Source organism: Micromonospora sp. R311, assembly GCF_056780015.1.
Map to the genome: position 1 here is coordinate 9,050 of NZ_JBSWCE010000004.1, position 23,319 is coordinate 32,368.

Below are 23,319 nucleotides of genomic sequence, written 5' to 3' on the forward strand. Positions count from 1 at the left end.
CGACCCGTCCCGAAGCCGCCCGACCCCTCCACCCCGGGGAGACCGATGGACAGCCACAGCACCCTGCCCGCCACCGGGACGCCACTGACGGTGGACCGGATGCGCGCCGACATCGCGGAACTCGTGGGCGGCGAGACGGCGCTGGACGACGCCGGCGGCGACCTGATCGCCGTCGGCCTGGACTCGATGAAGGTGATGCGGCTGGCCGCCCGGTGGCGGGCCGCCGGGGTGGACGTGAAGTTCGCCGACCTGTTCGCCCGCCCCACCTTCGCGCAGTGGCAGGACCTCGTCGCGCAGCGGCAGGCGGCCCCGGCCGCGCCGGCCGCCCCCGCTCACGTCGAGGTGGACGAGAGCGCGCCCTTTCCGCTGGCCACCATGCAGCACGCGTACTGGGTGGGGCGGGCGGAGAACCTCACCCTCGGCGGGGTGGCCACCCACTTCTACGCCGAACTCGACGGGGCGGCGGTCGACCCGGACCGGCTGGGCGCCGCCGCCCGGGCGCTGCTGCGCCGGCACGGCATGCTGCGGGCCCGGATGCTCGGCGACGGGCGCCAGCAGATCCAACCCGAGCCGAGCTGGCCCGGCGCAGGCGTGCACGACCTGCGCGGGCTGCCGCCGGCGCGGGTCGAGGCGGAGCTGACCCGGATCCGCGACGAGCTGTCGCACCGGCGCTTCGACGTGGCCGGGGGCGAGGTGTTCGACGTCGGCGTCTCGCTGCTGCCGGACGGGCGTACCCGGCTGCACCTGAACATCGACATGCTGGTGGCGGACGCGCTCAGCTTCCGGATCATCATCAACGACCTCGCCGAGTTCTACGCCGACCCGGGTGCCCCGCTGCCCGCCATCGGGTACAGCTACCCGCGCTACCTCGCCGACCGCCGGGCCCGCCCGGTGCCGGGGCGGGCGGAGGCCGAACGTCACTGGGCCGGGCGCCTGCCGGAGCTGCCCAGGGCGCCCCGGCTGCCGCTGGCCGTGGCGCCGGAGAAGCTGACCCGGCACCGGGTCACCCGCCGGCACCACTGGCTCTCCGCGGACCGCTGGGCCCGGCTCGCCGACCGCGCCCGGGACCACGGCGTGACCCTGTCGATGGTGTTCGCGGCGGCGTTCAGCGAGGTGCTCGCCGGCTGGAGCGAGGAGCCGGACTTCCTGCTCAACGTGCCGCTGTTCGACCGCGAGCCGATCCACCCCGACGTGGGGCTGCTGGTCGGCGACTTCAGCAACCTGCTCATCCTCGGGGTGCACACCGCGCCCGGCGACTCCTTCCTGGACCTGGTCCGCCGGACCCAGGCCCGGTTCACCGCGGACGCCGCGCACTCGGCGTACTCCGGCCTGGAGGTGCTGCGGGACCTGGCCCGCCGCGACGGCGCCCCGCAGACGCTCGCGCCGGTGGTCTTCACCAGCGCGCTCGGCCTCGGCGAGCTGTTCAACCGCAAGGTCACCGAACACTTCGGCACGCTCGGCTGGAACATCTCCCAGGCGCCCCAGGTGGTGCTCGACCACCAGGTCACCGAGCACGCCGGCGGGCTGCTGCTCAACTGGGACGCGGTCGACGAGCTGTTCTGCGACGGCGTGCTGGACGCGATGTTCGACGCGTACCTGCGGCTGCTCGACTGGCTGGCCAGCGAGCACGACTGGTCCGTGCCCACCCCGGACCTGCTCCCCGCCGCCCAGGCGGCCCGCCGGGCGGCGCTGAACCGCACCGCGGGGCCGGAGCGGGTCCGCCGGCTGCACGAGTCGTTCTTCCGGCACGCCGCGCAGCGGCCCGACCGGGTCGCGCTGGCCTGGGGCGACGGCGAGACGCTCAGCTACGGCGCGCTGGCCGGGCGGGCCGACCGGGTGGCCGGCCTGCTGGCCCGGCACGGCTGCCGCCCGGGCGACCCGGTGGCGGTGACGCTGCCCCGGGGGCCGGCGCAGGTGGCGGCGGTGCTCGGGATCCTGCGCGCGGGCGCCGCGTTCGTCCCGGTCGGCACCGGCCAGCCGGTGCGCCGGCGCGCCGCGATCCACGCCGACGCCGGCGCCCGGCTGGTGCTCACCGACGCCGCCACCCGGGACGCGCTGTCCTGGCCGGACGGGCTCACCGTGCTGACCGTGGAGGAGGCGGCCGGCACCGACCCGCTCGCCCCGGCCGTCGAGGTCGAGCCCGGTGACCTGGCGTACGTCATCTACACCTCCGGTTCCACCGGAGCGCCGAAGGGCGTGGAGATGAGCCACCGGGCCGCCGCGAACACCATCGAGGACATCGGCGACCGGTGGGGCGTGGGCGCGGACGACCGCGGCTTCGCGGTGACCTCGCTGGAGCACGACTGGTCGGTGTACGAGCTCTTCGCCTACCTGTCCGCCGGCGGCGCCCTGGTGCTGCCGCCCGAGGAGGCCCGCCGCGACGCCCAGCGCTGGGCCGAGCTGGTCGACCGGCACGGCGTCACCGTCTGGACCGGCGTGCCCGCCCTGCTCGACATGCTGCTCAGCACCGCGCGGCCGGGGCAGCTGCGCGGCCTGCGCCTCGCCCTGCTCGGCGGGGACTGGGTCGGGCTCGACCTGTTCGACCGGCTCACCGCCCACGCCCCGGGCTGCCGGCTGGTCGCCCTCGGCGGGGCGACCGAGGTGGGCATCCACTCCACCTGGCACGAGGTGACCGGGGTGCCGGCGCACTGGCGGTCCGTGCCGTACGGGGCGCCGCTGCGCAACCAGCGGGTCCGGGTGGTCGACGCGCGCGGCCGGGACCGCCCGGACTGGGTGCCGGGCGAGTTGTGGCTCGGCGGGGTGGGGGTCGGTCTCGGCTACCGGGGTGACCCGGCGCGCACCGCGCGGCGCTTCGTCGAGCGGGACGGTCACCGCTGGTACCGCACCGGCGACCTGTGCCGGTACCACCCGGACGGCACGCTGGAGCTGCTCGGCCGCACCGACTTCCAGGTGAAGCTGCTCGGCCAGCGGATCGACCTCGGCGAGGTGGAGGCGGCGGTGCGGGCGCACCCCGGGGTCGCCCGGGCGGTCGCGCTGGTGGTCGAGGAGCCGCGCCGGCTCGCGGTGGCGCTGGTCCCGGCCGGCCCCGACGTCGCCGTGGACGACCTGGTCGCGCACCTGCGCCAGCGGTTGCCGGAGCACATGGTCCCCCGGCAGGTGGCGCAGCTGACCACGCTGCCGTTGAACGCCAACGGCAAGGTGGACCGGCGGGCGATCGCCGGCCGGCTCGCCGGCGCGCCCGGCCGGCACGAGACCGAGCCGCCGCGCGGCGAGACCGAGACGCGGCTCGCCGCGATCTGGTCGCAGTTGCTGGAGAACCCGACGGTGGGCCGCTCCGACAGCTTCTTCGCCCTCGGCGGCAACAGCCTGCTCGCCACCCGGGTGATCGCCGCGCTGCGCCAGGCCGGGTACGCCGACGCCAGCCTGACCCAGCTCTTCGCCACGCCGACGCTGGCCGAGTTCGCCGCGCACCTCACCCGGGGCCGGCCGGTCCCCGCCGCCGGGGTGTCGATCCGGGCTGACGAGGCCCGCCGGCACGAGCCGTTCGAGGCCACCGAGGTGCAGCGCGCGTACTGGCTGGGGCGGCGGCCGGAGTTCACCCTCGGCGGGGTCGGCTCGCACTGGTACTGGGAGTTCGAGGGCTCCGACGTCGACCTCGACCGGTTGGAGGCGGCCTGGAACCGGCTGGTGGCCCGGCACGAGATGCTGCGGGCGGTCTTCGACGACGACGGCCGGCAGCGCATCCTGCCCGAGGTGCCACCGGTGCGGATCCCGGTGACCGACGCCGGCGCGGACCCGGCGTCGCGGGTCGCCGCGATGCGCGCGGAGATGGCGCACCACGTCTTCGCCACCGACACCTGGCCGCTGTTCGACCTCCGGGCGGTCCGCTCCGCCGATGGCGCCACCCGGCTCGGGGTGAGCCTCGACTTCCTGGTGCTGGACGCGCTCAGCATCATGATCGTCTTTTCCGAGCTGTCCCGGCTCTACGCCGACCCGGCGACGGAGCTGCCGCCGATCGGGGTCGCCTTCCGGGACGTGCTGGTCGCCGACCCGGTCGACCCGGCCCGCCGGGAGGCGGCCCGGGACCACTGGCTCAAGCGGATCGACGAGCTGCCCCCGGCGCCGCAGCTGCCGCTGGCCCGGGACCCGGCCCAGCTGTCCGGGCACCGGTTCCGCCGCCGGGAGTGCCGGCTCGGCGCCGACGACTGGCGGCGGCTGACCGACCGGGCCGCCCGGCACGGCGTCACCGGCTCCACAGTGGTCGCCACGGCCTTCGCCGCCGTGCTGCGGGCCTGGAGCGCGGCCGAGGAGTTCACCCTGAACTTCACCCTGTTCGACCGGCCCGAGGTGCACCCGGACATCCACCGGGTGGTCGGCGACTTCACCTCGCTGCTGCTGGTCGCCGACCGGCCCGAGCCGGGGGAGAGCTTCGCCGCGGCGGCCCGCCGGTTGCAGGGGCAGGTCTGGTCCGACATGGAGCACAGCGCCTTCTCCGGCATCTCCGTCCTGCGCGAGCTGGCCCGCCGCACCGGCGTCCCCGAGGTGCTGATGCCGGTGGTGTTCACCAGCACGCTCGGCGTCCGGGACGCCACCGAACACCGCTTCGACCTGCGCACCCCGTTCGGCGAGTACCGCACCGGCCTGTCCCAGACCCCCCAGGTCTGGCTGGACCACCAGGTCACCGAGCACGACGGCGGCCTGCTGCTCAACTGGGACGCCGTCGACGAGGTGTTCTGCCCCGGTGTGCTGGACGCGATGTTCGCCGCGTACCGGGAGCTGCTGGTCCGGCTGGCCGGGGAGGCCGACTGGGCGGCGCCGGTGCGGGTGCCGCTGCCGCCCGCGCAGGCCGCGGTCCGCCGGCGGGTCAACGCCACCGCCGGCCCGCGGTCCGGCCGGCTGCTGCACGACGGCTTCCTCGCCGTCGCGGCGGCCCGGCCCGACGCCCCCGCGCTCGCCTGGGGCGCCGACGGCGTGCTCCGCTACGGCGAGCTGGCCGACCGGGCCCGGCGGGTCGCCGCCGCGTTGCGCGCCGCCGGGGCGGCCCCCGGCGACCGGGTGGCGGTCACCCTGCCCAAGGGCCCCGGACAGGTGGTCGCGGTGCTCGGCGTGCTGGCCGCCGGCGCGGTGTACGTGCCGGTCGGGGTGGACCACCCCGCCCTGCGCCGGGAGCGGATCGTCGCCGACAGCGGCGCCCGGGTCGTCGTCGACGCGGAGTTCCTCGACCGCGCGCGCGAGCACGAGCCGGCCGACCCGGTCCCGGTGTCGCCCGACCGGCCCGCGTACGTCATCTACACCTCCGGCTCCACCGGCGCGCCGAAGGGCGTGGTGATCTCGCACGCCGGCGCGGTGAACACCGTCGAGGACGTCAGCGAGCGGTACGCCGTCGGCCCCGCCGACCGGGTGCTGGCCGTCTCCGCCCTCGACTTCGACCTGTCGGTCTACGACATCTTCGGGCTGCTTGCCGCCGGGGGCACCGTGGTGCTGCCGGCCGAGGACGAGCGGCGCGACCCGGCGGCCTGGCTGCGGCTGGCCCGCGCCCACCGGGTCACCGTGTGGAACAGCGTGCCCGCCCTGCTGGACATGCTGCTCACCGACGCCGGCGGCGAGCTGCCGCCGGCGCTGCGGCTGGCCCTGGTCTCCGGCGACTGGGTCGGGCTGGACCTGCCCGGACGGCTCGCCGCCGCCGGCGCCGGCCGGTGCCGGCTGGTCGCGCTGGGCGGCGCCACCGAGGCGGCGATCTGGTCGAACGCCTTCGAGGTGGCCGAGGTGCCGGCGGGCTGGACCTCCATCCCGTACGGCTTCCCGCTGCGCAACCAGTGCTACCGGGTGGTCGACGGCCACCGCGGGGACCGGCCCGACTGGGTCCCCGGCGAGCTGTGGATCGGCGGCGCCGGGGTGGCGCTCGGCTACCACGGGGACCCGGAGCGCACCGCCGAGCGCTTCGTCACCGACGCCGGGGAGCGCTGGTACCGCACCGGCGACCTGGGCCGGTACTGGCCGGACGGGACGCTGGAGTTCCTCGGCCGGGTCGACCACCAGGTGAAGGTGCGCGGCCACCGGATCGAGCTGGGCGAGATCGAGTCCGCGCTGGAGAGCCATCCGGCGGTGACCGCCGCGGTCGCCTGCGCGGTCGGGGAGCGCACCCGCCGGCTCGCCGCCGCGGTGACCGCCTCCGCCGCCGTCGACCCGGACGGGCTGCGCGCACACCTGGCCCGGCGGCTGCCGGACTACATGGTGCCCCGGCAGCTCGAGGTGCTGCCCCGGCTGCCGCTCAGCCCGAACGGCAAGGTCGACCGGGCGGCGGTCGCCACCGCGCTGGCCGGCGCCGCCGGGGCGGCGGCCGTGGAGCCGCCGCGCGGCCCCACCGAGGCGGGCGTGGCCGGGCTCTGGCAGGGGCTGCTCGACCTCCCGGTGGTCGACCGGGACCGCAGTTTCTTCGCCGCCGGCGGGGACAGCCTGCTCGCCACCCGGTTGGTGCAGCTGATCCGGCAGCGGTTCGGCGTGCAGATGTCCCTGCGGGAGGTGTTGAGCGCGCCGACGGTGGCCGGGCAGGCCCGGGTCGTCGCGGCGCGGCTCGACCAACCGGGGGAGACCTTCGAGGAGGGGGTGCTGTGATCGAGCCACCGGTCACCGTGTCGGAGCTGGTCGACACCCTGGAGGCGCACGGCGTCGAGCTGTGGGAGGAGGACGGCCAGCTGCGGTTCCGGGCGCCGCGTGGGGCGCTCACCGACGAGCGCCGCGAGACGCTGCGGGCCCGCCGCGCCGAACTGCTGGCGTACCTCAAGGGAGCGCCGTCGGCCGGGCTGGTGCCGGACCGGGCGGCGCGGCACGAGCCGTTCCCGCTCACCGACATCCAGATGTCGTACGTGTTGGGCCGGCGCAGCGCGTTCGCCTACAGCGGGGTGGGCTGCCACGCCTACGGCGAGCTGACCTTCCCGGACCTCGACGGTGAACGGGTCGCCGAGGTGTGGCGGATGCTGGTGCGGCGCCACGACATGCTCCGGGCCCGGATCGACCCGGCCGGCGCGCAGCGGATCATGCCCGACCCGCCGCCACTGGCCGTCCCGGTGCTCGACCTGCGAGGCCGCGGCCCGGCCGCGGTGGCGGCGGCGATCGACGGGGTGCGGGCCGAACTGGACCACCGGGTCTACCCGCCGGACGCCTGGCCGCTGTTCGAGGTGCGGGTCACCCGCGCCGACGACCGCGCGGTGCTGCACCTGTCGATCGACTTCCTGGTCGCCGACTACGTGAGCATCCAGTTGCTGCTGGAGGAGTTCACCCGGTGCTACCACGACCCCGGGCACCGGCTGCCCCCGCTGGAGCTCTCCTTCCGCGACTACCTGCTCGGCGAGCGGCAGCTGCGCGACACCCGCCGCTACGCCAAGGACCGCGAGTACTGGTGGCGGCGGATCGACACGCTGCCGCCCGCGCCCGAGCTGATGGTGCTCGGCGACCGCCCCGCCGAGCCGGGCGGGGTGCGGTTCCGCCGCTGGCAGCTGCACCTGCCGACCGAGGCGTACGAGGGGTTGAAGCGGCTCGCGGCCGACCGGGGCGTCACCCCGTCGGTGGCGGTGCTCGCCGCGTACGCCGAGGTGATCGGGCGGTGGAGCAAGGGCCGGCGGTTCCTGCTCAACCTGACCATGCTCCGCCGCCTGCCGCTGCACCCGCAGGTCGACCGGCTGGTCGGCGACTTCACCTCGGCCCTGCTGCTGGAGGTCGACGGTGGCGGCGGCGCGACCTTCGGCGAGCGGGCCGGGGCGGTGCAGCAGCAGCTCTGGGCGGACATGGACCACCTGCTGGTCAGCGGCGTCGAGGTGCTGCGCGAGGTGGCCCGCCGCCGGGGCCAGGACGCCGCGCTGACGCCGGTGGTGTACACCAGCGCGCTCGGGCTCGGCACGGCGGGCGAGTCCGGCCCGGAGCGGGTCGGCTTCGGCTACGGCATCAGCCAGACCCCGCAGGTGTGGATCGACTGCCAGGCGCTGGAGCGCTCCGACGGGCTGGTGGTCAACTGGGACGTCCGGCAGGGCATCTTCCCCGACGGCATGGTCGAGGCGATGTTCGGCGCGTTCCGCACCCTGGTGCGCGGCCTGGCCGGCGGGCAGCGGTGGGACGACGCCGACCCGGTGGAGCTGCCGGCCGACCAGGTGGCCCGGCGGGCCGAGGTCAACGACACCGCCGCCCCGCTCTCCGGCGCGCTGCTGCACGACGGGGTGGTCGCGCAGTGCCGGCGTACCCCGGACCGGCCGGCGGTGATCGGCGCGGACCGCACGCTGAGCTACGGCGAGCTGCTGGCCCGGGCCGCCGGGGTCGCGGACGCGCTGCGCACCGCGGGCGGCGCGCCGGGCGACCTGGTCGCGGTGCTGCTGCCCCCGGGCCCGGACCAGGTGGTGGCGGTGCTCGGGGTGCTGCTGGCCGGCGGCGCCTACCTGCCGGTGGACACCCGGGCCCCGGTCGCCCGGACCGAGTCGCTGGTCGACGCTGCCGGCGCCCGGTACGCGGTGACCACGGCCGCCGCCGAGGGCCTGCCCGCCGGAGTGCGCCGGATCGTGGTGGACGGGCTCGCGCCCGGCGGCGAACCGCCGGCGCCGGTCGGCGTCACCGACCGGGACACCGCGTACGTCATCTACACCTCCGGCTCCACCGGCCGTCCGAAGGGGGTGGTGATCCCGCACCGGGGCGCGGTGAACACCGTCGAGGACATCAACCGGCGGTTCGCCGTCGGCCCGGACGACCGGGTGCTCGGCCTGGCCGGTCTCTCCTTCGACCTGTCCGTCTACGACATCTTCGGCCCGCTCGCGGTCGGTGCGGCGCTGGTGCTGCCCGCCGCCGACCGGCGCGGCGACCCGTCGCACTGGGCGGACCTGATCCGCGCCCACCGGGTCACCCTGTGGAACTCGGTGCCCGCGCAGTTGCAGATGCTCGCCGACTACCTGGCCGTGGAGGACGCCGCCGGGCTGGACTCGCTGCGCCTGGCGATGCTCTCCGGCGACTGGATCCCGGTGCGGCTGCCCGACCAGATCCGCGCCCTGGTCCCCGGCCTGGTGCTGCACAGCCTGGGCGGCGCCACCGAGGGCTCGATCTGGTCCATCGGCTACCCCATCGACGAGGTGCCGCCGGACTGGGCGAGCATCCCGTACGGGCGGCCGCTGGCCAACCAGACCATGCACGTGCTGGACGAGGCGATGCGCCCCTGCCCGGACTGGGCGGTCGGCGAGCTGTACATCGGCGGTGTCGGGGTCGCCGACGGCTATCTCGGCGACCCGGAGCTGACCGCGCAGCGGTTCGTCCGCCATCCGGTCACCGGCGAGCGGCTCTACCGCACCGGCGACCTCGGCCGCTACCTGCCCGGCGGGGACATCGAGTTCCTCGGCCGGGAGGACCTCCAGGTCAAGATCCGGGGGCACCGGATCGAGCTGGCCGAGATCGAGGCCGCGGCGCAGGCGTACCCGCCGGTCGGCGCCGCGGCGGTGGTGGTCGAGGGCGACGGCCCGCTGGAGCGGCGGCTGGTCGGGTTCGTCGAGCCGGCCCGCCGGGCCGACGGCCCGGACGCCCCGCTCGACCTGGCCGCCGCCGCGGCCCGGGAGCTGGCCGCGATCCGGGCGGAGCAGGACGGCGGGCAGGCCGTCCGGTTCGCCCGCCAGCTGGACCGGACCGCGCTGCTGGCGATGATCTGCGCGCTGCGGGACCAGGGCCTGTTCACCTCCGCCGAGGCCGGGCACACGGTGGACGAGGTGATGCGCACCGCCCGGGTGGGCGCCAAGCACCAGCGGCTGATCCGGCGCTGGCTCGCCGCGCTGGAGCGGCACGGGCTGGTGGGGCGCGATCCGGCCGGGCGGCTCCGGCCGGCGCCGGAGAGCCTCGCCGTGGACGCGGCCACCGTCGACGCGGCGTGGCGGGAGGTGGACCGGATGCAGGACTCGGGCGGCCTGCGCACCGAGCTGGTCGGCTACTTCCGCACCGCGAGCCGGCACCTGCCCGAGCTTATGCGCGACGAGGTGGACCCGGTGCAGCTGCTCTTCCCGCAGGGGCGGCTGGACATCCAGGAGTCGGCGTACCAGGGCAACTTCCTCAGCCACAGCCTCAACCGGCTGGTCGTCCGGGCGATCTGCGACCTCGCCGCGGCCTGGTCGGCCGACCGCCCGATGCGGGTGCTGGAGGTGGGCGCCGGCGTCGGTGGCACCAGCACCGACCTGATCCCCGCGCTGGACCGCTACCCGGTGCGCTACGCCTTCACCGACGTGTCGCAGTTCTTCCTGAACAGCGCCCGGGAGCGGTTCGGCCACCACCCGTGGGTCGACTACCACCTGTTCGACCTCAACGTGGACTTCCGGCAGCAGGGCATGACGGCGAACAGCGTGGACGTGATCCTCTGCGCCAACGTGCTGCACTACGCCCGGGACGCCGGCCAGGCGCTGGCCCGGTTCCGGGAGCTGCTGCGCCCCGGCGGCTGGCTGGTGTTCATCGAGACCACCCGGGACAACTACCAGATCCTCACCTCGATGGAGTTCCTCTTCGACGCCACCGCCGGCGACTTCGCCGACGTCCGCGCCGGGCGGGACGAGACCTTCATCTCCGCACCCCAGTGGCGCGAGCTGCTCGCCGCGGCAGGGGCCGAGCCGGCGATCCAGCTCTCCGCGACCGACGCCGCGCTGGACGCGATCGGCATGCACGTCTTCGCGGCCCGGTTCAAGCCGGACCGGGCCGACGTGGACCCGGCGGAGCTGCGCCGGCACCTCGCCGAGCGGCTGCCGGAGTACATGCTGCCGAGCCGGCTGGAGGTGCTCGACGCGATCCCGCTCAGCGGCAACGGCAAGGTGGACCGCAGCGCCCTGCGCGCCCTGCTGCCCCGGGCCGGCGCCGCCCGCGGCGCCGGGTCCGCCGAGCCCACCGGGCCGCTGGAGACCGCGATCGCCGCGATCTGGGCCGACGTGCTGAACACCGAGCGGGTGGGCCGGGACGACGACATCTTCAGCCTGGGCGGCGACTCGCTGCTCGCGGCGCAGCTGGTCGGCCGGATCCGGGACGACGTGCCGGCCGCGTCCGGCGCGCTCTTCGACACCATGCTGCGGGACCTGCTGGAGGGGGCGACGGTCCGCTCGCTCGCGGCCGGCCTCTCCGGCGGGGAGGCCGCGCCGCCCCCGGCGGAGCCCGCCCCCGCGCCCGGCCTGCCGTTCGCGGTGCCGCCGGACGGCCCGGTCCGGCTGGAGCTGCCCGCCGACGCCGGCGAGACCGACCCGGAGCGGCGGGCCGCCGGCTGGGTCCCGGCGCTCCGCGGCGAACTGCGGGGCCGGCCGGTCGAGCTGGCCGGCCGGGACCTCGGCGGCGTGCTGGCGGTGGAGCTGGCCCGGCAGCTCGCCGAGGCGGGCACCACGATCGCCGGCCTCACCGTGGTCGCCGGCCTGCCGCTGCCCGACGGCGAGCCCGGTGAGCTGCTGGGGGAGTACCTGTTCGCCCGCGACCTCGGGGTCGACCCCGTCGACCTCGGCCTGCCCGGCGAGCCGGAGCTGGCCCGGGCCGTCGAGGCCGGTGACGAGAGCGCGTTCGCCGCGCTGGCCGAGGAACCGGCCGACTGGCGGCTGGCCCGGATCGCCTCGGTGCTCGACGTCGAGCCGACCGAGCTGACCGCCCGGCACCGCGCGTTCCGGGCCGGGCTCGACGCCCTGGCCCGACACCGGCCACCGCTGTACGCCGGCGACCTGACCCTGGTCGTCGGCTTCGATCCGGCCCGGTGGCCCCGGGCGGCGGCGCGGGCGGAACGGCTCTGGCGTGACGCCTGCCTGGGCGAGCTGCGGGTGGTCCACGAGGCCGGGGCGCGGCGGTCGTGAGCGCGCCGGTCGGAGTCGTCGGCGGGTACGGCGCCGTGGGCAGCGCGCTGGTCCGCCGGCTGCACCGGGTGCTCGGCCCGGGGTACCGGCTTCGGGTCGGCGGCCGTCGGCTGGCCGCCGCCGAGGACCTGGTCCGCCGGGAGCTGGCCGGCGGCGGCGAGGCGATGGCGGTCGACGTCTACGACGACGAGGCGCTGCGCCGGTTCTGCGCCGGCTGCCGGCTGGTGGTCAACGCCAGCGCCGCGTCGTACCTGGTGGTGGACCGGGTGGCCCGGGCGGCGCTGGCCGCCGGCGCGGACTACGTCGACGCGGGCGGCGACCTCCCGCTGCTCGACCGGCTCACCCCGCTGGGGCTGGCCGGGGCCGGGCGAACCGCGCTGGTCACCGCCGGCCTGATGCCCGGGCTGACCGGGCTGCTGCCCCGCTGGCTCGCCGCGACGGAGTTCCGCCGGCCGCGGCGGCTGGTCGCGTACGTCGGGGTGATGGACCGGCTGACCCCGGCCGGCGCGGTGGACTACCTGCTCAGCCTGCGGACCCGGGACGAGGAGTCGCAGGCGGTCTGGCTGGACGGGCGGCGGGTCACCCGGGCCGCGGCCGCGCTGACCGATGTGGAGCTGCCGTTCTTCCCCGGCCGGGTCACCGCCTACCCGTACCTCGGCTACGAGGCGCAACGGCTCGCGGTCGACCTCGGACTGACCGAGGTGCGCTGGCACGCCGTCTTCGACGGCGGCGCGGCGATGATGGCCACCCTCAGCCGGTTGCAGGGCGCGATGGCCGGGGAGAGCGACCTGCGCGCCGCGGCCCGGGAACTGGCCGCGGCCGCCGAGCTGGACATGTTCGGCAAGCGTCCCTACCAGCTGCTGGTCTTCGAGCTCACCGGCACCGGGCCGGCCGGGGACGAGCGCACCCGCACCCTGGTGCTCCGCTCGACGGACACCTCGGAGATCACCGGTACGGTCTGCGCGCTCGCCGCCGCGCAGGTGCTCGCCGGCCGGGTGCCGCCGGGCGCCCACCTGGCCGCCGAGGGGCTCGCCGGGGCCGAGCTGGTCGAGGCGCTGCGGGCCACCGGGGTGGTGCGCGCGTTCGACCTGTTCGACGGGGTGGCCACCGACGCCGCGACGGTCGAGGAGGGGGTGCTGTGACCCGGCCCCGGGCGCTGGTCTGCGGCACCGGCTTCGGCCGGATCTACCTCGCCGGGCTCGGCGCGCCCGACTCGCCGGTGGAGCTGGCCGGCATCCTGGCCCGGGGCAGCGACCGCTCGTCCGCCTGCGCCCGGCGGTGGGGCGTGCCGCTCTACCGGCACCCCGACGAGCTGCCCGAGGACATCGAGGTGGCCTGTGTGGTGGTCGGCTCGGCGATCACCGGCGGGCCCGGCGCCCGGCTGGCCGAGGCGCTGATGTCCCGGGGAATCCACGTGCTCCAGGAGCACCCGCTGCACGCCGACGAGCTGGCCGGCTGCCTGCGGACCGCGCGGGCCAACCGGGTGCACTACCGGCTCAACAGCCACCACGTGCACGTGGCGCCGGTACGCCGCTTCGTCACCGCCGCCCGGTCGCTGCTGCGCCGGCAGCCGCCGCTCTTCGTGGACGCGGCCGGCAGCGTCCAGGTGCTCTACACGCTTCTCGACGTGCTCGGCGCGGCGCTCGGCCGGCTGCGGCCGTGGGGCTTCGCGCCGCCGGCCCCGCTGCCGGCGGCGGTGCGCGCCATGACGCCGCTGGACGTGCCGTTCCGCAGCCTCGACGGGGTGCTCGCCGGCGTGCCCACCACGCTGCGGGTGCAGCACCAGATGGACCCGCGCGAGCCGGACAACCACGCCCACCTGTGGCACCGGATCACCATCGGCACCGAGGGCGGGCACCTGACGCTGGTCTCCAGCACCGGCCCGGTGCTCTGGACCGTCCGGCCGCACCTGCCCCGCGAGGCGGCCGGCGAGACCGGCTTCGACCGGCTCGGCGCCGCCCACCTCGGCCTCGCCGGCACCACCCCGGTCGGGCCGCCGGACGCGCCGAGCTGGGCCCGGACGCTAGACACGCTCTGGCCCGAGGCGGTCCGCGTCGCCGTGCGGCGGCTCACCGACGACGTCGCCGCCGGCGCGGACCCGATGACCGACGGGCAGTACCACCTCGGGTTGTGCCAGCTGACCCGGGAGATCACCCAGCTGCTGGGCCCGGTGGAGCTGGTCCGCCGGGACGAGCCGCGGATCCTCGCGGCGCAGGACCTGATCGAGGGGGAGCACGAGGTGCTGACGTGAACGGCTATCCGCGCCGGGCGGACACGCCCTGGTTCCAGTGCTACCGGCCCGTACCGGCGGCGAACGCCCGGCTGGCCTGCTTCCCGCACGCGGGCGGCAGCGCCAGCTTCTTCCGGCCCTGGTGCGACGAGCTGCCGGCGGACGTCGAGCTGCTGGCCGCGCAGTACCCGGGGCGCGAGGACCGGCTGCGCGAGCCATCCGCCACCGACCTCGGCGAGCTGGCCGACCGGTACGCCGACGCCCTCGGCGCCGCCCGCGACGCGCCGCTGGTCCTGTTCGGACACAGCCTCGGCGCGGCGGTCGGCTACGAGGTGGCCCGGCGACTGGACGCGGCCGGCACGCCGCCGGCGCTGCTGGTGGTCTCCGGGCGGCAGGCGCCGCTGGATCCGTCCCGGGCGGTGCACCTGATGGACGACGACGCGCTCTGGGCGGACGTCGCCCGGGCCGGGGGCACCAGCCGGGCGGTGCTGGAGAGCCCGGAGCTGCGCGCCCTGGTGCTGCCGGTGCTGCGCGCCGACTACCGGCTCAGCGAGACCTACCGGCCGGTCGACGGGCCGCCGCTGCGCTGCCCCGTCCTCGCGGTCAGCGGCGACGCGGACCCGGACGTGGACCTCGCCGTGCTGCCGGACTGGGGCAAGGTGACCGCCGCCGGGTGCACCGTACGGGTCTTCGCCGGCGACCACTTCTTCCTCCAGCCCTGCCGCCGGGCGCTGGTCGGCGAGATCGTCCGGCAGGTGCGCAACCGCACCGACGCCTGGGTCACGCCGTGACCGACCTGGACGCCCCGGCCGACCTGGACGCCGTCCGCGCCTGGTGCGCCGACGCGTTGGCCTCGCTGGCCGGGCGGGACGCCCCGCTGGTGCGGCTGGCCCACGCCGAGCTGCGCCGCCAGCGCGGCACGCTGAACCTGGTCGCCGCGGCGAGCCCCACCCTGCCGGCGGCGCTGGTGGCGCACGCGCTGCTGTTCAGCTCGGTCACCGCCGAGGGCTACGCCGGCGGCCGCTACCACCCCGGCACCGAGGTGGTCGACCAGGTCGAGCGGCTGGCCCGCACCCGGGCGGAGCAGCTCTTCCGCGCTCCGCACGCCAACGTGCAGCCGCTCTCCGGTTCCGCGGCCAACCTCGCGGTGCTCTACGGCCTGCTCGACCCGGGCGACACCGTGCTCGCCCTGGAACTGGACCACGGCGGCCACCTGACCCACGTCTCCCGGGGCGCGAGCATCGCCAAGCGGATCGCCGCCAGTTACTACGAGGTCGACGAGCGGGGTCTGATCGACCACGCCGCGCTGGCCGTGCTGGTCAAGCAGGTCCGGCCCCGGCTGCTCATCTGCGGCGGGTCGGCGTACCCCCGCCAGCTGGACTTCGCGGCGTTCCGGGCCGCCGCCGACGAGGTGGACGCGCTGCTGATGGCCGACATCAGCCACGTCAGCGGACTGGTCGCCGCCGGCGCGCACCCCTCCCCGGTGCCGCACTGCGACGTGGTGACCACCTCCACCTACAAGCAGCTCTGCGGGCCCCGCGGCGGGCTGCTGCTGCGCGGGGCGTCGTCCCGGGTGCCCGCCCGGGCGCTGGACCGGGCGGTCTTCCCCGGCTTCCAGGGCACCCCCGACTTCGGCGGGATCGCCGCCAAGGCGGTGGCACTGGGCTTCGCCGCCCGGCCGGAGTTCGGCGCGGCGATGCGGCGGGTGGTGCGGCACGCCCGGGCGTTCGCCATGGCGTTGGCCGCGCACGGCGTGCCGGTGGTCTCCGGCGGCACGGACAGCCACCTCGTCCTCGCCGACCTGCGCGGGGTCGCGGTCACCGGCCGGCAGGTGGCCGAGGTGCTGCGCCGCCTCGGCGTGCTGGTGAACATGAACCTGGTGCCGCGTGACCCGCGCCCGGCGGCGGAGACCAGCGGCATCCGGATCGGCACCAACGACCTGGGCTTCCGGCGGGTTTCCGACGCCGACGTGGCGGCGCTGGCCGCCGCCACCGCCGCGGTGGTCGCCGAGGTGGCGGCCGGCGGGCCGGCCGACGCCGTGGTGCGCGGCCCCCGGGGACGCGAACTGGCCGGCTGCGTCGCCGGCATCACCGCTCGCGGGTACCGCGAGGAATGGCGCCAGGGAGGTGCGGTGGCATGAAACTCGTCGTCACGTGTCAGCCGGCGGTCGGGCACTTCCACGCGATCGCCCCGCTCGCCGGGGCGGCCGTGGACGCGGGGCACGAGGTGGTGGTGGCGACCGGCCGGGGGATGGGCGACTGGGTGGCCCGCGCGGGCTTCGCGGTCCGCGAGGTCGGGCCGGCCTGGCTCGCCGACGGCCCGCGCTCCGGGGTCTTCGACGACCCCCGCCGCCGGCTGCGGCTGATGAGCCTGGCCACCGGTTCGATGGTGGCCGGCCTGGTCGACCTGCTCCGCGAGCTGCGCCCGGACGTGGTGCTGCACGAGTCGCTGGAGTGGGCCGCGCCGCTCGCCGCCGACGCGGCCGGGGTGCCGTACGCGGCGCTGGGCCAGCTGCCGAGGCTGCCCCGGCCGGTGCTCGCCGAGGTGATGGCCGGACCGTGGAACGCCGCCCGGCGCCGGCTCGGCCTGCCCGCCGACCCGGGGCTGGACCGGCTCTACCCCTACCTCTACCTCGACGCGTACCTGCCGAGCTGGCAGCCGCTGAGCGCCAACCCGCTGCAGTGGTTCGACGGCCCGGCCGAGCCGGACGTGGCCCACCTGGTCCAGCCGCCGCTCTACCAGGTCGGCGCCGAGGTGCCCGGCTGGCCCGGCACGCTGCCCGACCGGCCCGTCGTCTACGTCACCATGGGCACCGCGTTCAACCAGGTGGCGCCGCTGTTCGCCACCGTCGCCGAGGGGCTGCGCGACGAGGACGTGACGGTGGTGATGACCGTCGGGTCCGGGGTGGACCCGGCGCCGCTGGCCGCGATCGGCCCGAACATCCGCGCCGAGCACTACATCCCGCAGGAGGCGGTGCTGTCCCGGTGCGCGGCGGTGGTGCAGCACGCCGGCTACCTGACCACGGTGGGGGCGCTGCGGCACGGCCTGCCGATGGTGGTGATCCCGGTGGCGGTGGACCAGCCGTACCACGCGCACCGGCTCGCCGCGGCCGGCGCCGCGGTGCAGCTGGACCACCGCACGCTGGACCCGGGGCAGGTGCGCGCGGCGGTCCGTGCCGTGCTCGACGATCCGCTCTACCGGGCCAACGCCGGGCGGTTGCGCCGGGAGATGCTGGCCATGCCCCCGACCGGGCACGGCGTCGCGCTGCTGGAACGGCTCGCCGCCACCGGGCGGCCGGTGTTCGACACCGCGGACGACCTGGCGGTGGCCCGATGACCGGCGCCGTCCTGCTGACCGGGGCCACCGGCCGGGTGGGCGCCCGGTTCATCCCGCTGCTGCGCGCCCGGGGGGTGCGGCTGCGGCTGGCCGTCTGGAATCCGGCGGGCGGCCCCGCCGGCGGCAACCGTGACCTGGTGGTGGGTGACCTCACCGACCCGGACACCTGCCGGCGCGCGGTCGACGGGATGGACGCGGTGGTGCACATCGCCAGCGCGTTCACCGGCATCGACGCCCGCGAGGCCGACCGGCTCAACCACCTGGCCACCGCCCGGCTCGCCGCGGCCGCCCAGGCCGCCGGCGCCCGCCGGTTCGTGCAGCTGAGCAGCTACCTCATCTACCGCCCGACGCCCGGGCGGGCCACCCGCGAGGACGACCCGCTGCGCGACCCGGCCGGCGCGCCGTTCCCCGCCGCCAAACTGGGCGCGGAACGGGCCGTCGCCGAGTTCTTCGACACGCCGCTGGGGGTGTGCGTGCTCCGGGTCGCCTACACCTACGGCGAGGGTGACCCGCACCTGGTGGACGCCTTCGCCTGGGCCCGCCGCGCCCCGGCCGGGCAGCGGCTGCACCTGGTGCACCACGCGGACGTGCGGCAGAGCGTGCTGCACGCGCTGGACGCCGACGCCACCGGGGTGTTCAACATCGCCGACGACGCCCCGGTGACCGCCGCCGAGCTGGCCGAGCTGGCCGGGCACGTGAGCCTGCCGTACGGCGAGTCGGCGGACGCCCCGGTGCTGGACACCGACCAGTTCGGCGGCGAGGTGGACACCCGCGCCGCCCGGGCCGGGCTGGGCTTCGTGCCGGCCTACCCGTCGATCCACGTCGCCGCGCTGGCCGGGGCGGCGTGATGGAGCCGACTCCGATGACCGTCGGCGGCGCCGCGGTGCCCGGCGACACGCACGTCGAGGTGGTCGACCCGGCCACCGGGACGGTGTGCGGGCTGGCGCCCCGGTGCACCCCGGAGCAGCTCGACGCGGCGCTGCGCGCCGCGGCCGGGGCGTGGCGGGAGTGGAGCGCCGACGAGGACGCGCTGCGCGAGCGGCTGCGCGCCGCCGCCCGGGCGGTCGGCGGGGCCGCGGCGCGGATCGGCGCCCTGGTCACCGCCGAGATGGGCAAGCCGCTGCCGCTGGCCGTCGGCGAGGTGTACGCCGCCGCGGCCACCCTGCGCCACCACGCCGACCTGGAGCTGCCCCCCGAGGTGCTGCAGGACGACCGGCGCGGCTACGCCGACCTGGTCCGCCGGCCGCTGGGCGTGGTCGCCGCCGTCACCCCGTGGAACTTCCCGGTGGCGGTGGCCGCGGCGAAGCTGGCCCCGGCGGTGCGGGCCGGCAACGCGGTGGTGCTGAAGCCGTCGCCGTACGCGCCGCTGGCCACCCTGGAGCTGGGCCGGGTGCTCGCCGGGGTGCTGCCGCCCGGCGTGGTCAACGTGGTCAGCGGCGACGACGCGCTGGGCGCGGCGCTGGTGGCCCACCCGGTGCCCGCGCACGTCACGTTCACCGGTTCGGTGCCGGCCGGCCGCCGGGTGGCGGCCCGGGCCGGCGGCGACCTGAAGCGGTACGTGCTGGAGTTGGGCGGCAACGACCCGGCGATCGTCCTCGACGACGCCGACCCGGACGAGCTGGCCGACCGGCTGTTCTGGGACTCGTTCGCCAACAACGGGCAGGCGTGCGTGCTGATCAAGCGGCTGTACGCGCCGGAGCGCCTGCACGCCCGCTTGGTGGACGCGCTGGCCGACCGGGCCCGGGCGGTCCGGGTCGGTGACCCCACCGCCAAGGGCACCCAGCTCGGCCCGCTCGCGCACCGGCGGCAGTTCGCCCGGGTCGCCGACCTGGTGGCCGCGGCCCGGAACCGGGGCGCCCGGGTGGCGGCCGGCGGCACCGCCCCGGACGGGCCCGGGCTGTACTACGCCCCGACGGTGCTGACCGGCGTCGACGACGGCGATCCGGTGGTGGACCAGGAGCAGTTCGGCCCGGTGCTGCCGGTGGTGCCGTACCGGGACGTCGAGGACGCCGTCCGGCGCGCCAACGCCAGCTCGTACGGGCTGGGCGGGTCGGTCTGGTCGGCCGACACCGACCGGGCCTGGACGGTGGCCGACCGGCTGGAGTGCGGCACGGTCTGGGTCAACGGGCACGCCCTGCTCGGCCCGGACCAGCCCTTCGGCGGCATGAAGTGCAGCGGCATCGGGGTGGAGAACGGCCCGCTCGGGCTGGCCGAGTACACCGCCGTGCAGGTGCGCCGGCGGCCTCAGACCAGTCCGCTGTAGAACAGCGCGCCGATGAAGGCGCTCTCCTGCTGCGGCAGCCGGGCGTGCGGCACGGCGCGGCCGGTGAGCGCGAAGCCCTCCCGGGGCCGGTAGACGAAGTCCTGCCCGCCGTCGGGGAACTGGCCGTTGTCGTGCACCCAGCGGTGCAGCGACGCCGGGTCGGCCCCGGCCCGGTCGAAGTAGGAGCGCATCGGGCCGGGCTCGCCGTCCACCGTGAACAGCAGCGACACCTCGCAGGTCGGCTGGTCGGTGTGCACGCCGAGGAAGTCGCCCGGGCGGTACTCGAGGTAGGTGCAGCGGGTCGGGTACATCCGCCGGCCCATCCGCGCCGAGATCTGCGCCACCAGCGCCGGGTCCTCGTGGATCGCCACCAGCACCGGGCCGGCGCCCAGGTAGGCGTTGCAGGAGCGGCTGACCAGCGCGTCGTGCTCCTTGTCCCAGCCGGGGCTGAGCCCGCCGTCGTACGCGGCGCCGGCGCTGGCCGGCAGGGTGGCGATCTCGGCCACGCAGGCCCGCCGGGTGGCCTCCGAGATCAGGTCGCCGATCATCCACCAGGTGTCGTCGGGCAGCTTGCGCAGGTAGTCCGAGCGGCGCCGGGTGGAGGCCAGCATCATGGCCGCGTACTGCTCGTCGGTCTCCCGGGCGGCCACCTGCCGGACCACCCGGGCCTGCATCGCCTTGGCGATGAGCGGGCCCTGCGGGAACATCTCGTCGTAGCTGAGCGTGGTCAGTGGCCCGCCGACCTCGGCGGCGACCGGCGCGGTGGCCGCCGGGGGCACCCCGGCGGCCACCGCGAGCCGCTCGAAGAGCCGGATCGAGCCGGCCGGGTCGTCGTCGGCGGCCAGCCAGCGGCGCAGCCGCCACCGCCGCCACTCCAGGTCCACCTCGTTGAGCCGGTGCCGGGGCCACCGGTGCGGGCCCTGCGGGGCCGACAGCTCCTCGCGGACCCGCGACACGTCCAGTCGCGCCGCGTACGCGACGGCTTCCGAGATCAGCTGCGACTCGTCGGGCCGGGAGTCCGTCATGCCCGGTGTCCCTTCTGGTCATGGGGCCGGCCCGACCGCGTCACGACACCAGCAGGTCGGCCGCCTCCTTGGCGCATCCCCACGACAGCATGACCCCTGTGCCGGCGTGGCCATAGTTGTGCACGATCCGCGCCCGGTCACGCTTCTCCAGCTCCAGTCGGGGCGCCGGCCGGCCGGGCCGCAGCCCGACCGAGTGCTCCAGCACCGGCGCGTCGGCCAGCCGGGGCTCGACCAGCGCGCAGCGGCGGATGATCTCGGCCGCCTCGGCCTCGTCCGGGGTGGTGTCCGCGGAGTCCCGGTGGGTGCCGCCGAGCACCACCCGGTCGCCGTGCGGGATGAAGCCGGCCCAGATCGGGCCCAGCGGCGCCTCGATGAAGAAGTGCTCGATGCCCGGGTTGGCCACCACGATCTTCGGCCCGCGCACCGGCTTGAGCTGGCGGTCGCCGGTCAGCTCCGCCGCGCCGAGCCCGGCGCAGTTGGCCACCAGCGGCGCGACCTCGGCCGCCTCGTCCAGCGACCGCACCGGCTCCAGCACCAGCCGGCCGCCGGTGGCGGCGAACCGGTCGGCCAGGTGGCGCAGGTACGGCGGCATGTCCACCACCGGCTGGCGGACCCAGAACGCCGTGCCGTAGCCCTCCGGCAGCTCCTCCGGCCGGCACGGGCGGTAGCCCTCGATCCGCTCCACGCCGGGCGGGACCATGCCCGCGGGCCGGGCCGCCATCAGCCCGTCCAGCACCCGCACGCCCGGGGTGCCCGGGGTGAGCCGGCGGACCGTCTCCCGCTGCCAGCCCAGCGTGGCGTCGCCGGGGGCGGCGAAGCTGGGCCCGATCATCGCCGAGGCCATCATCGACGTGCTGCGCTCCGGTGGCTGCGCCGCGCGGACGAGCACCCGCAGCCCCGCCTCCTGCAGGCAGATGGCGGTGCTCAGCCCGCTCACCCCGGCGCCGATGACCAGCGCGTCGACCTCACCGTGCACGGTGGCTCCCTCCGTCGTGGTCGCGGAAGCGCTGCCACATCACCCGGCGGCGCGGCTTTCCGCTGGTGGTCCGCAGGATTGTACCGACCGGAACGCGCAGCGCGATCAACTCGGCACCCTCGGTGAGCCGGCGGACGACCGCGGTGGCCCGCCGCACCCAGTCCGGTTCCGCGTTCTCCAGCAGCACCATGGCCACCGGCGCGTCGGTGTGTCCGAGCAGGACGGTGTGCCGGTGCCGGGGCACGCCGGCCGCCTCCAGGGCCGCCTCCACGTCCTCGGCGAAGAGGGTGCGCCCGCGCAGCTTGAGGCTGTCGCCGAGGCGGCCGAGCACGTAGAGCTGCCCGTCGCGCAGGAACCCGCTGTCGCCGGTGCGGACCGTGCCGGCGGTGAACCGGGCCGCGGCGCCGGCCGGGTCGCCGAGGTAGCCGGCGGTGACCGACGCGCCGCCCACCTCGATCTCGCCCACCCGGCCGTCGGGCAGCGGCCGGCCCTCGTCGTCGAGGACCCGCACCGACACGCCGTCGAGCGGGGCGCCGCAGCCGACCAGCGGGGCGGCGGCCGGGCCGTCGGCGGGGACGCCGCCGAGCGGGATCCGCGCCGCGTCGACCCGGACCGTGCGCCAGGGCTCGTCCAGCGCCCCGCCGGTGACGGCCAGGGTCGCCTCGGCCAGCCCGTACGCCGGCAGCAGGGCGCGCCGGTCGAGCCCGTGCGGGGCGAGCAGCCGCCAGAACTCCTCCAGCGCGGCGGGCGAGACCCGCTCGGCGCCGACGATCACCGCCCGCCAGGCGGCGAAGTCCAGCCCGGCGAGGTGCTCCGGCCGGACCCGGTTGACCACGTGCCGCAGCCCGAAGCTCGGCATGGCGGTCAGCCGCGCCCCGTGCTCGCCGAAGCAGCGCAGGTAGCGCAGCGGGTCGCGGACGAATTGCTGCGGTGTCAGCAACCACAGGTCGCCCTGGTGCGCGACCGGGGTGAGCAGGCAGCCGATCAGCCCCATGTCGTGGTGCAGCGGCAGCCAGGAGGCGGTCGGGTCGTCGGGGCCCTGCCGCAGCCAGCGGCCGATCGCGGTCACGTTGTGCTCCAGCGCGGCGAAGGGCACCCGCACCCCGCGGGGCCGGCCGGTGGAGCCCGAGGTGAACTGGAGCAGGGCCAGCCCGGCGCGGCGGCCGTCGACCGGCTCGTCCGCGGCGGTGGCCAGGTCGGCGGTGCGCACCACGCCGGCGGTCCCGGCGACCGCGCGCACCGGCTCGGCCAGCGTGCCGCCGGTCACCACCAGCCGGGGCCCGGCCGCGGCGACGATCTGCCGTACGTGCGCCAGGTAGCCGTCGAGATCCTGGCCGAGCGCGGGCGGGGCGACCGGGCTGGGCACGGCGCCGGCCAGCATCGCGCCGAAGTAGCCGCTGACGAAGCCCGGCCCGGTCGGCTCGACCAGCACCACCACGTCGTCGGGGCGGACCCCGGCCGCGCGCAGCCCGGCCGCGACCCGGCGCACGGCCGAGGCCAGCCGCGGGTACGGCCACTCGTCCCACCCGTCGCCCGGGCCGGCGAACCGGACCACGCCCGCTCCCGGGCGTTCCACCCAGGACAGCAGCCGGGAGCCGGTCGCCGGTCGGCGCTCTTCAGCGGTGCTCGGCATGGCGGTATCTTGCGGCCGTTGTCGCCGGCCGGCCAGGCGGGTCAGGATGACACCGCTCCGGCTGCGTGGC

The 23,319-nt window shown here is 76.8% G+C and carries 12 protein-coding genes; 9 read left to right on the forward strand and 3 right to left on the reverse strand.

Annotated elements, in window-relative coordinates; genetic code table 11:
- The first annotated feature begins 45 nt into the window (after positions 1-45).
- Genes AC1WTP_RS04120 through AC1WTP_RS04160 form a run of 9 tightly spaced genes read left to right on the forward strand, consistent with a single transcriptional unit; the run spans position 46 to position 19,615 of the window.
- Positions 46-6,576 (forward strand): amino acid adenylation domain-containing protein, encoded by a 6,531-nt coding sequence (locus AC1WTP_RS04120; RefSeq protein WP_481647905.1) that lies wholly within the window; start codon positions 46-48, stop codon positions 6,574-6,576.
- Positions 6,573-11,786, forward strand: a complete 5,214-nt coding sequence (locus tag AC1WTP_RS04125; RefSeq protein WP_481647906.1) for a non-ribosomal peptide synthetase — start codon at positions 6,573-6,575, stop codon at positions 11,784-11,786. The genes AC1WTP_RS04120 and AC1WTP_RS04125 overlap by 4 nt, the downstream gene beginning before the upstream one ends.
- On the forward strand, positions 11,783-12,928 hold the full coding sequence (locus tag AC1WTP_RS04130; RefSeq protein WP_481647907.1) for a saccharopine dehydrogenase NADP-binding domain-containing protein: 1,146 nt from the start codon (positions 11,783-11,785) through the stop codon (positions 12,926-12,928). Before AC1WTP_RS04125 ends, AC1WTP_RS04130 begins: the two co-directional genes overlap by 4 nt.
- Entirely contained in the window at positions 12,925-14,037 is a 1,113-nt protein-coding gene (locus AC1WTP_RS04135) for a Gfo/Idh/MocA family oxidoreductase (protein ID WP_481647908.1), read from the forward strand. The genes AC1WTP_RS04130 and AC1WTP_RS04135 overlap by 4 nt, the downstream gene beginning before the upstream one ends.
- Complete coding sequence (locus AC1WTP_RS04140) at positions 14,034-14,807, forward strand: thioesterase II family protein (protein ID WP_481647909.1); 774 nt, start codon at positions 14,034-14,036, stop codon at positions 14,805-14,807. The genes AC1WTP_RS04135 and AC1WTP_RS04140 overlap by 4 nt, the downstream gene beginning before the upstream one ends.
- Positions 14,804-16,156, forward strand: coding sequence for a serine hydroxymethyltransferase (locus AC1WTP_RS04145; protein ID WP_481647910.1), 1,353 nt, complete (start codon positions 14,804-14,806; stop codon positions 16,154-16,156). Before AC1WTP_RS04140 ends, AC1WTP_RS04145 begins: the two co-directional genes overlap by 4 nt.
- Entirely contained in the window at positions 16,153-17,352 is a 1,200-nt protein-coding gene (locus AC1WTP_RS04150) for a glycosyltransferase (protein WP_481647911.1), read from the forward strand. The genes AC1WTP_RS04145 and AC1WTP_RS04150 overlap by 4 nt, the downstream gene beginning before the upstream one ends.
- Positions 17,349-18,200 (forward strand): NAD-dependent epimerase/dehydratase family protein, encoded by an 852-nt coding sequence (locus tag AC1WTP_RS04155; RefSeq protein WP_481647912.1) that lies wholly within the window; start codon positions 17,349-17,351, stop codon positions 18,198-18,200. The genes AC1WTP_RS04150 and AC1WTP_RS04155 overlap by 4 nt, the downstream gene beginning before the upstream one ends.
- Before the next feature lie 14 nt (positions 18,201-18,214).
- Positions 18,215-19,615 carry an aldehyde dehydrogenase family protein gene (locus AC1WTP_RS04160; protein WP_481647913.1) on the forward strand — a complete coding sequence of 467 codons (1,401 nt, stop codon included), beginning with the start codon at positions 18,215-18,217 and terminating at the stop codon, positions 19,613-19,615.
- Here AC1WTP_RS04160 and AC1WTP_RS04165 read toward each other — a convergent pair.
- From AC1WTP_RS04165 to AC1WTP_RS04175, 3 genes are read right to left on the reverse strand one after another with little or no spacing between them, the layout of a single operon-like run.
- Positions 19,597-20,640: a hypothetical protein gene (locus tag AC1WTP_RS04165; protein ID WP_481647914.1), complete on the reverse strand. Its 1,044-nt coding sequence runs from the start codon at positions 20,638-20,640 to the stop codon at positions 19,597-19,599. The genes AC1WTP_RS04160 and AC1WTP_RS04165 overlap by 19 nt on opposite strands.
- A gap of 40 nt (positions 20,641-20,680) precedes the next feature.
- Positions 20,681-21,616, reverse strand: a complete 936-nt coding sequence (locus tag AC1WTP_RS04170) for an FAD-dependent oxidoreductase (protein ID WP_481647915.1) — start codon at positions 21,614-21,616, stop codon at positions 20,681-20,683.
- Positions 21,606-23,249: an AMP-binding protein gene (locus tag AC1WTP_RS04175; RefSeq protein ID WP_481647916.1), complete on the reverse strand. Its 1,644-nt coding sequence runs from the start codon at positions 23,247-23,249 to the stop codon at positions 21,606-21,608. The genes AC1WTP_RS04170 and AC1WTP_RS04175 overlap by 11 nt, the downstream gene beginning before the upstream one ends.
- Positions 23,250-23,319: the final 70 nt, after the last annotated feature.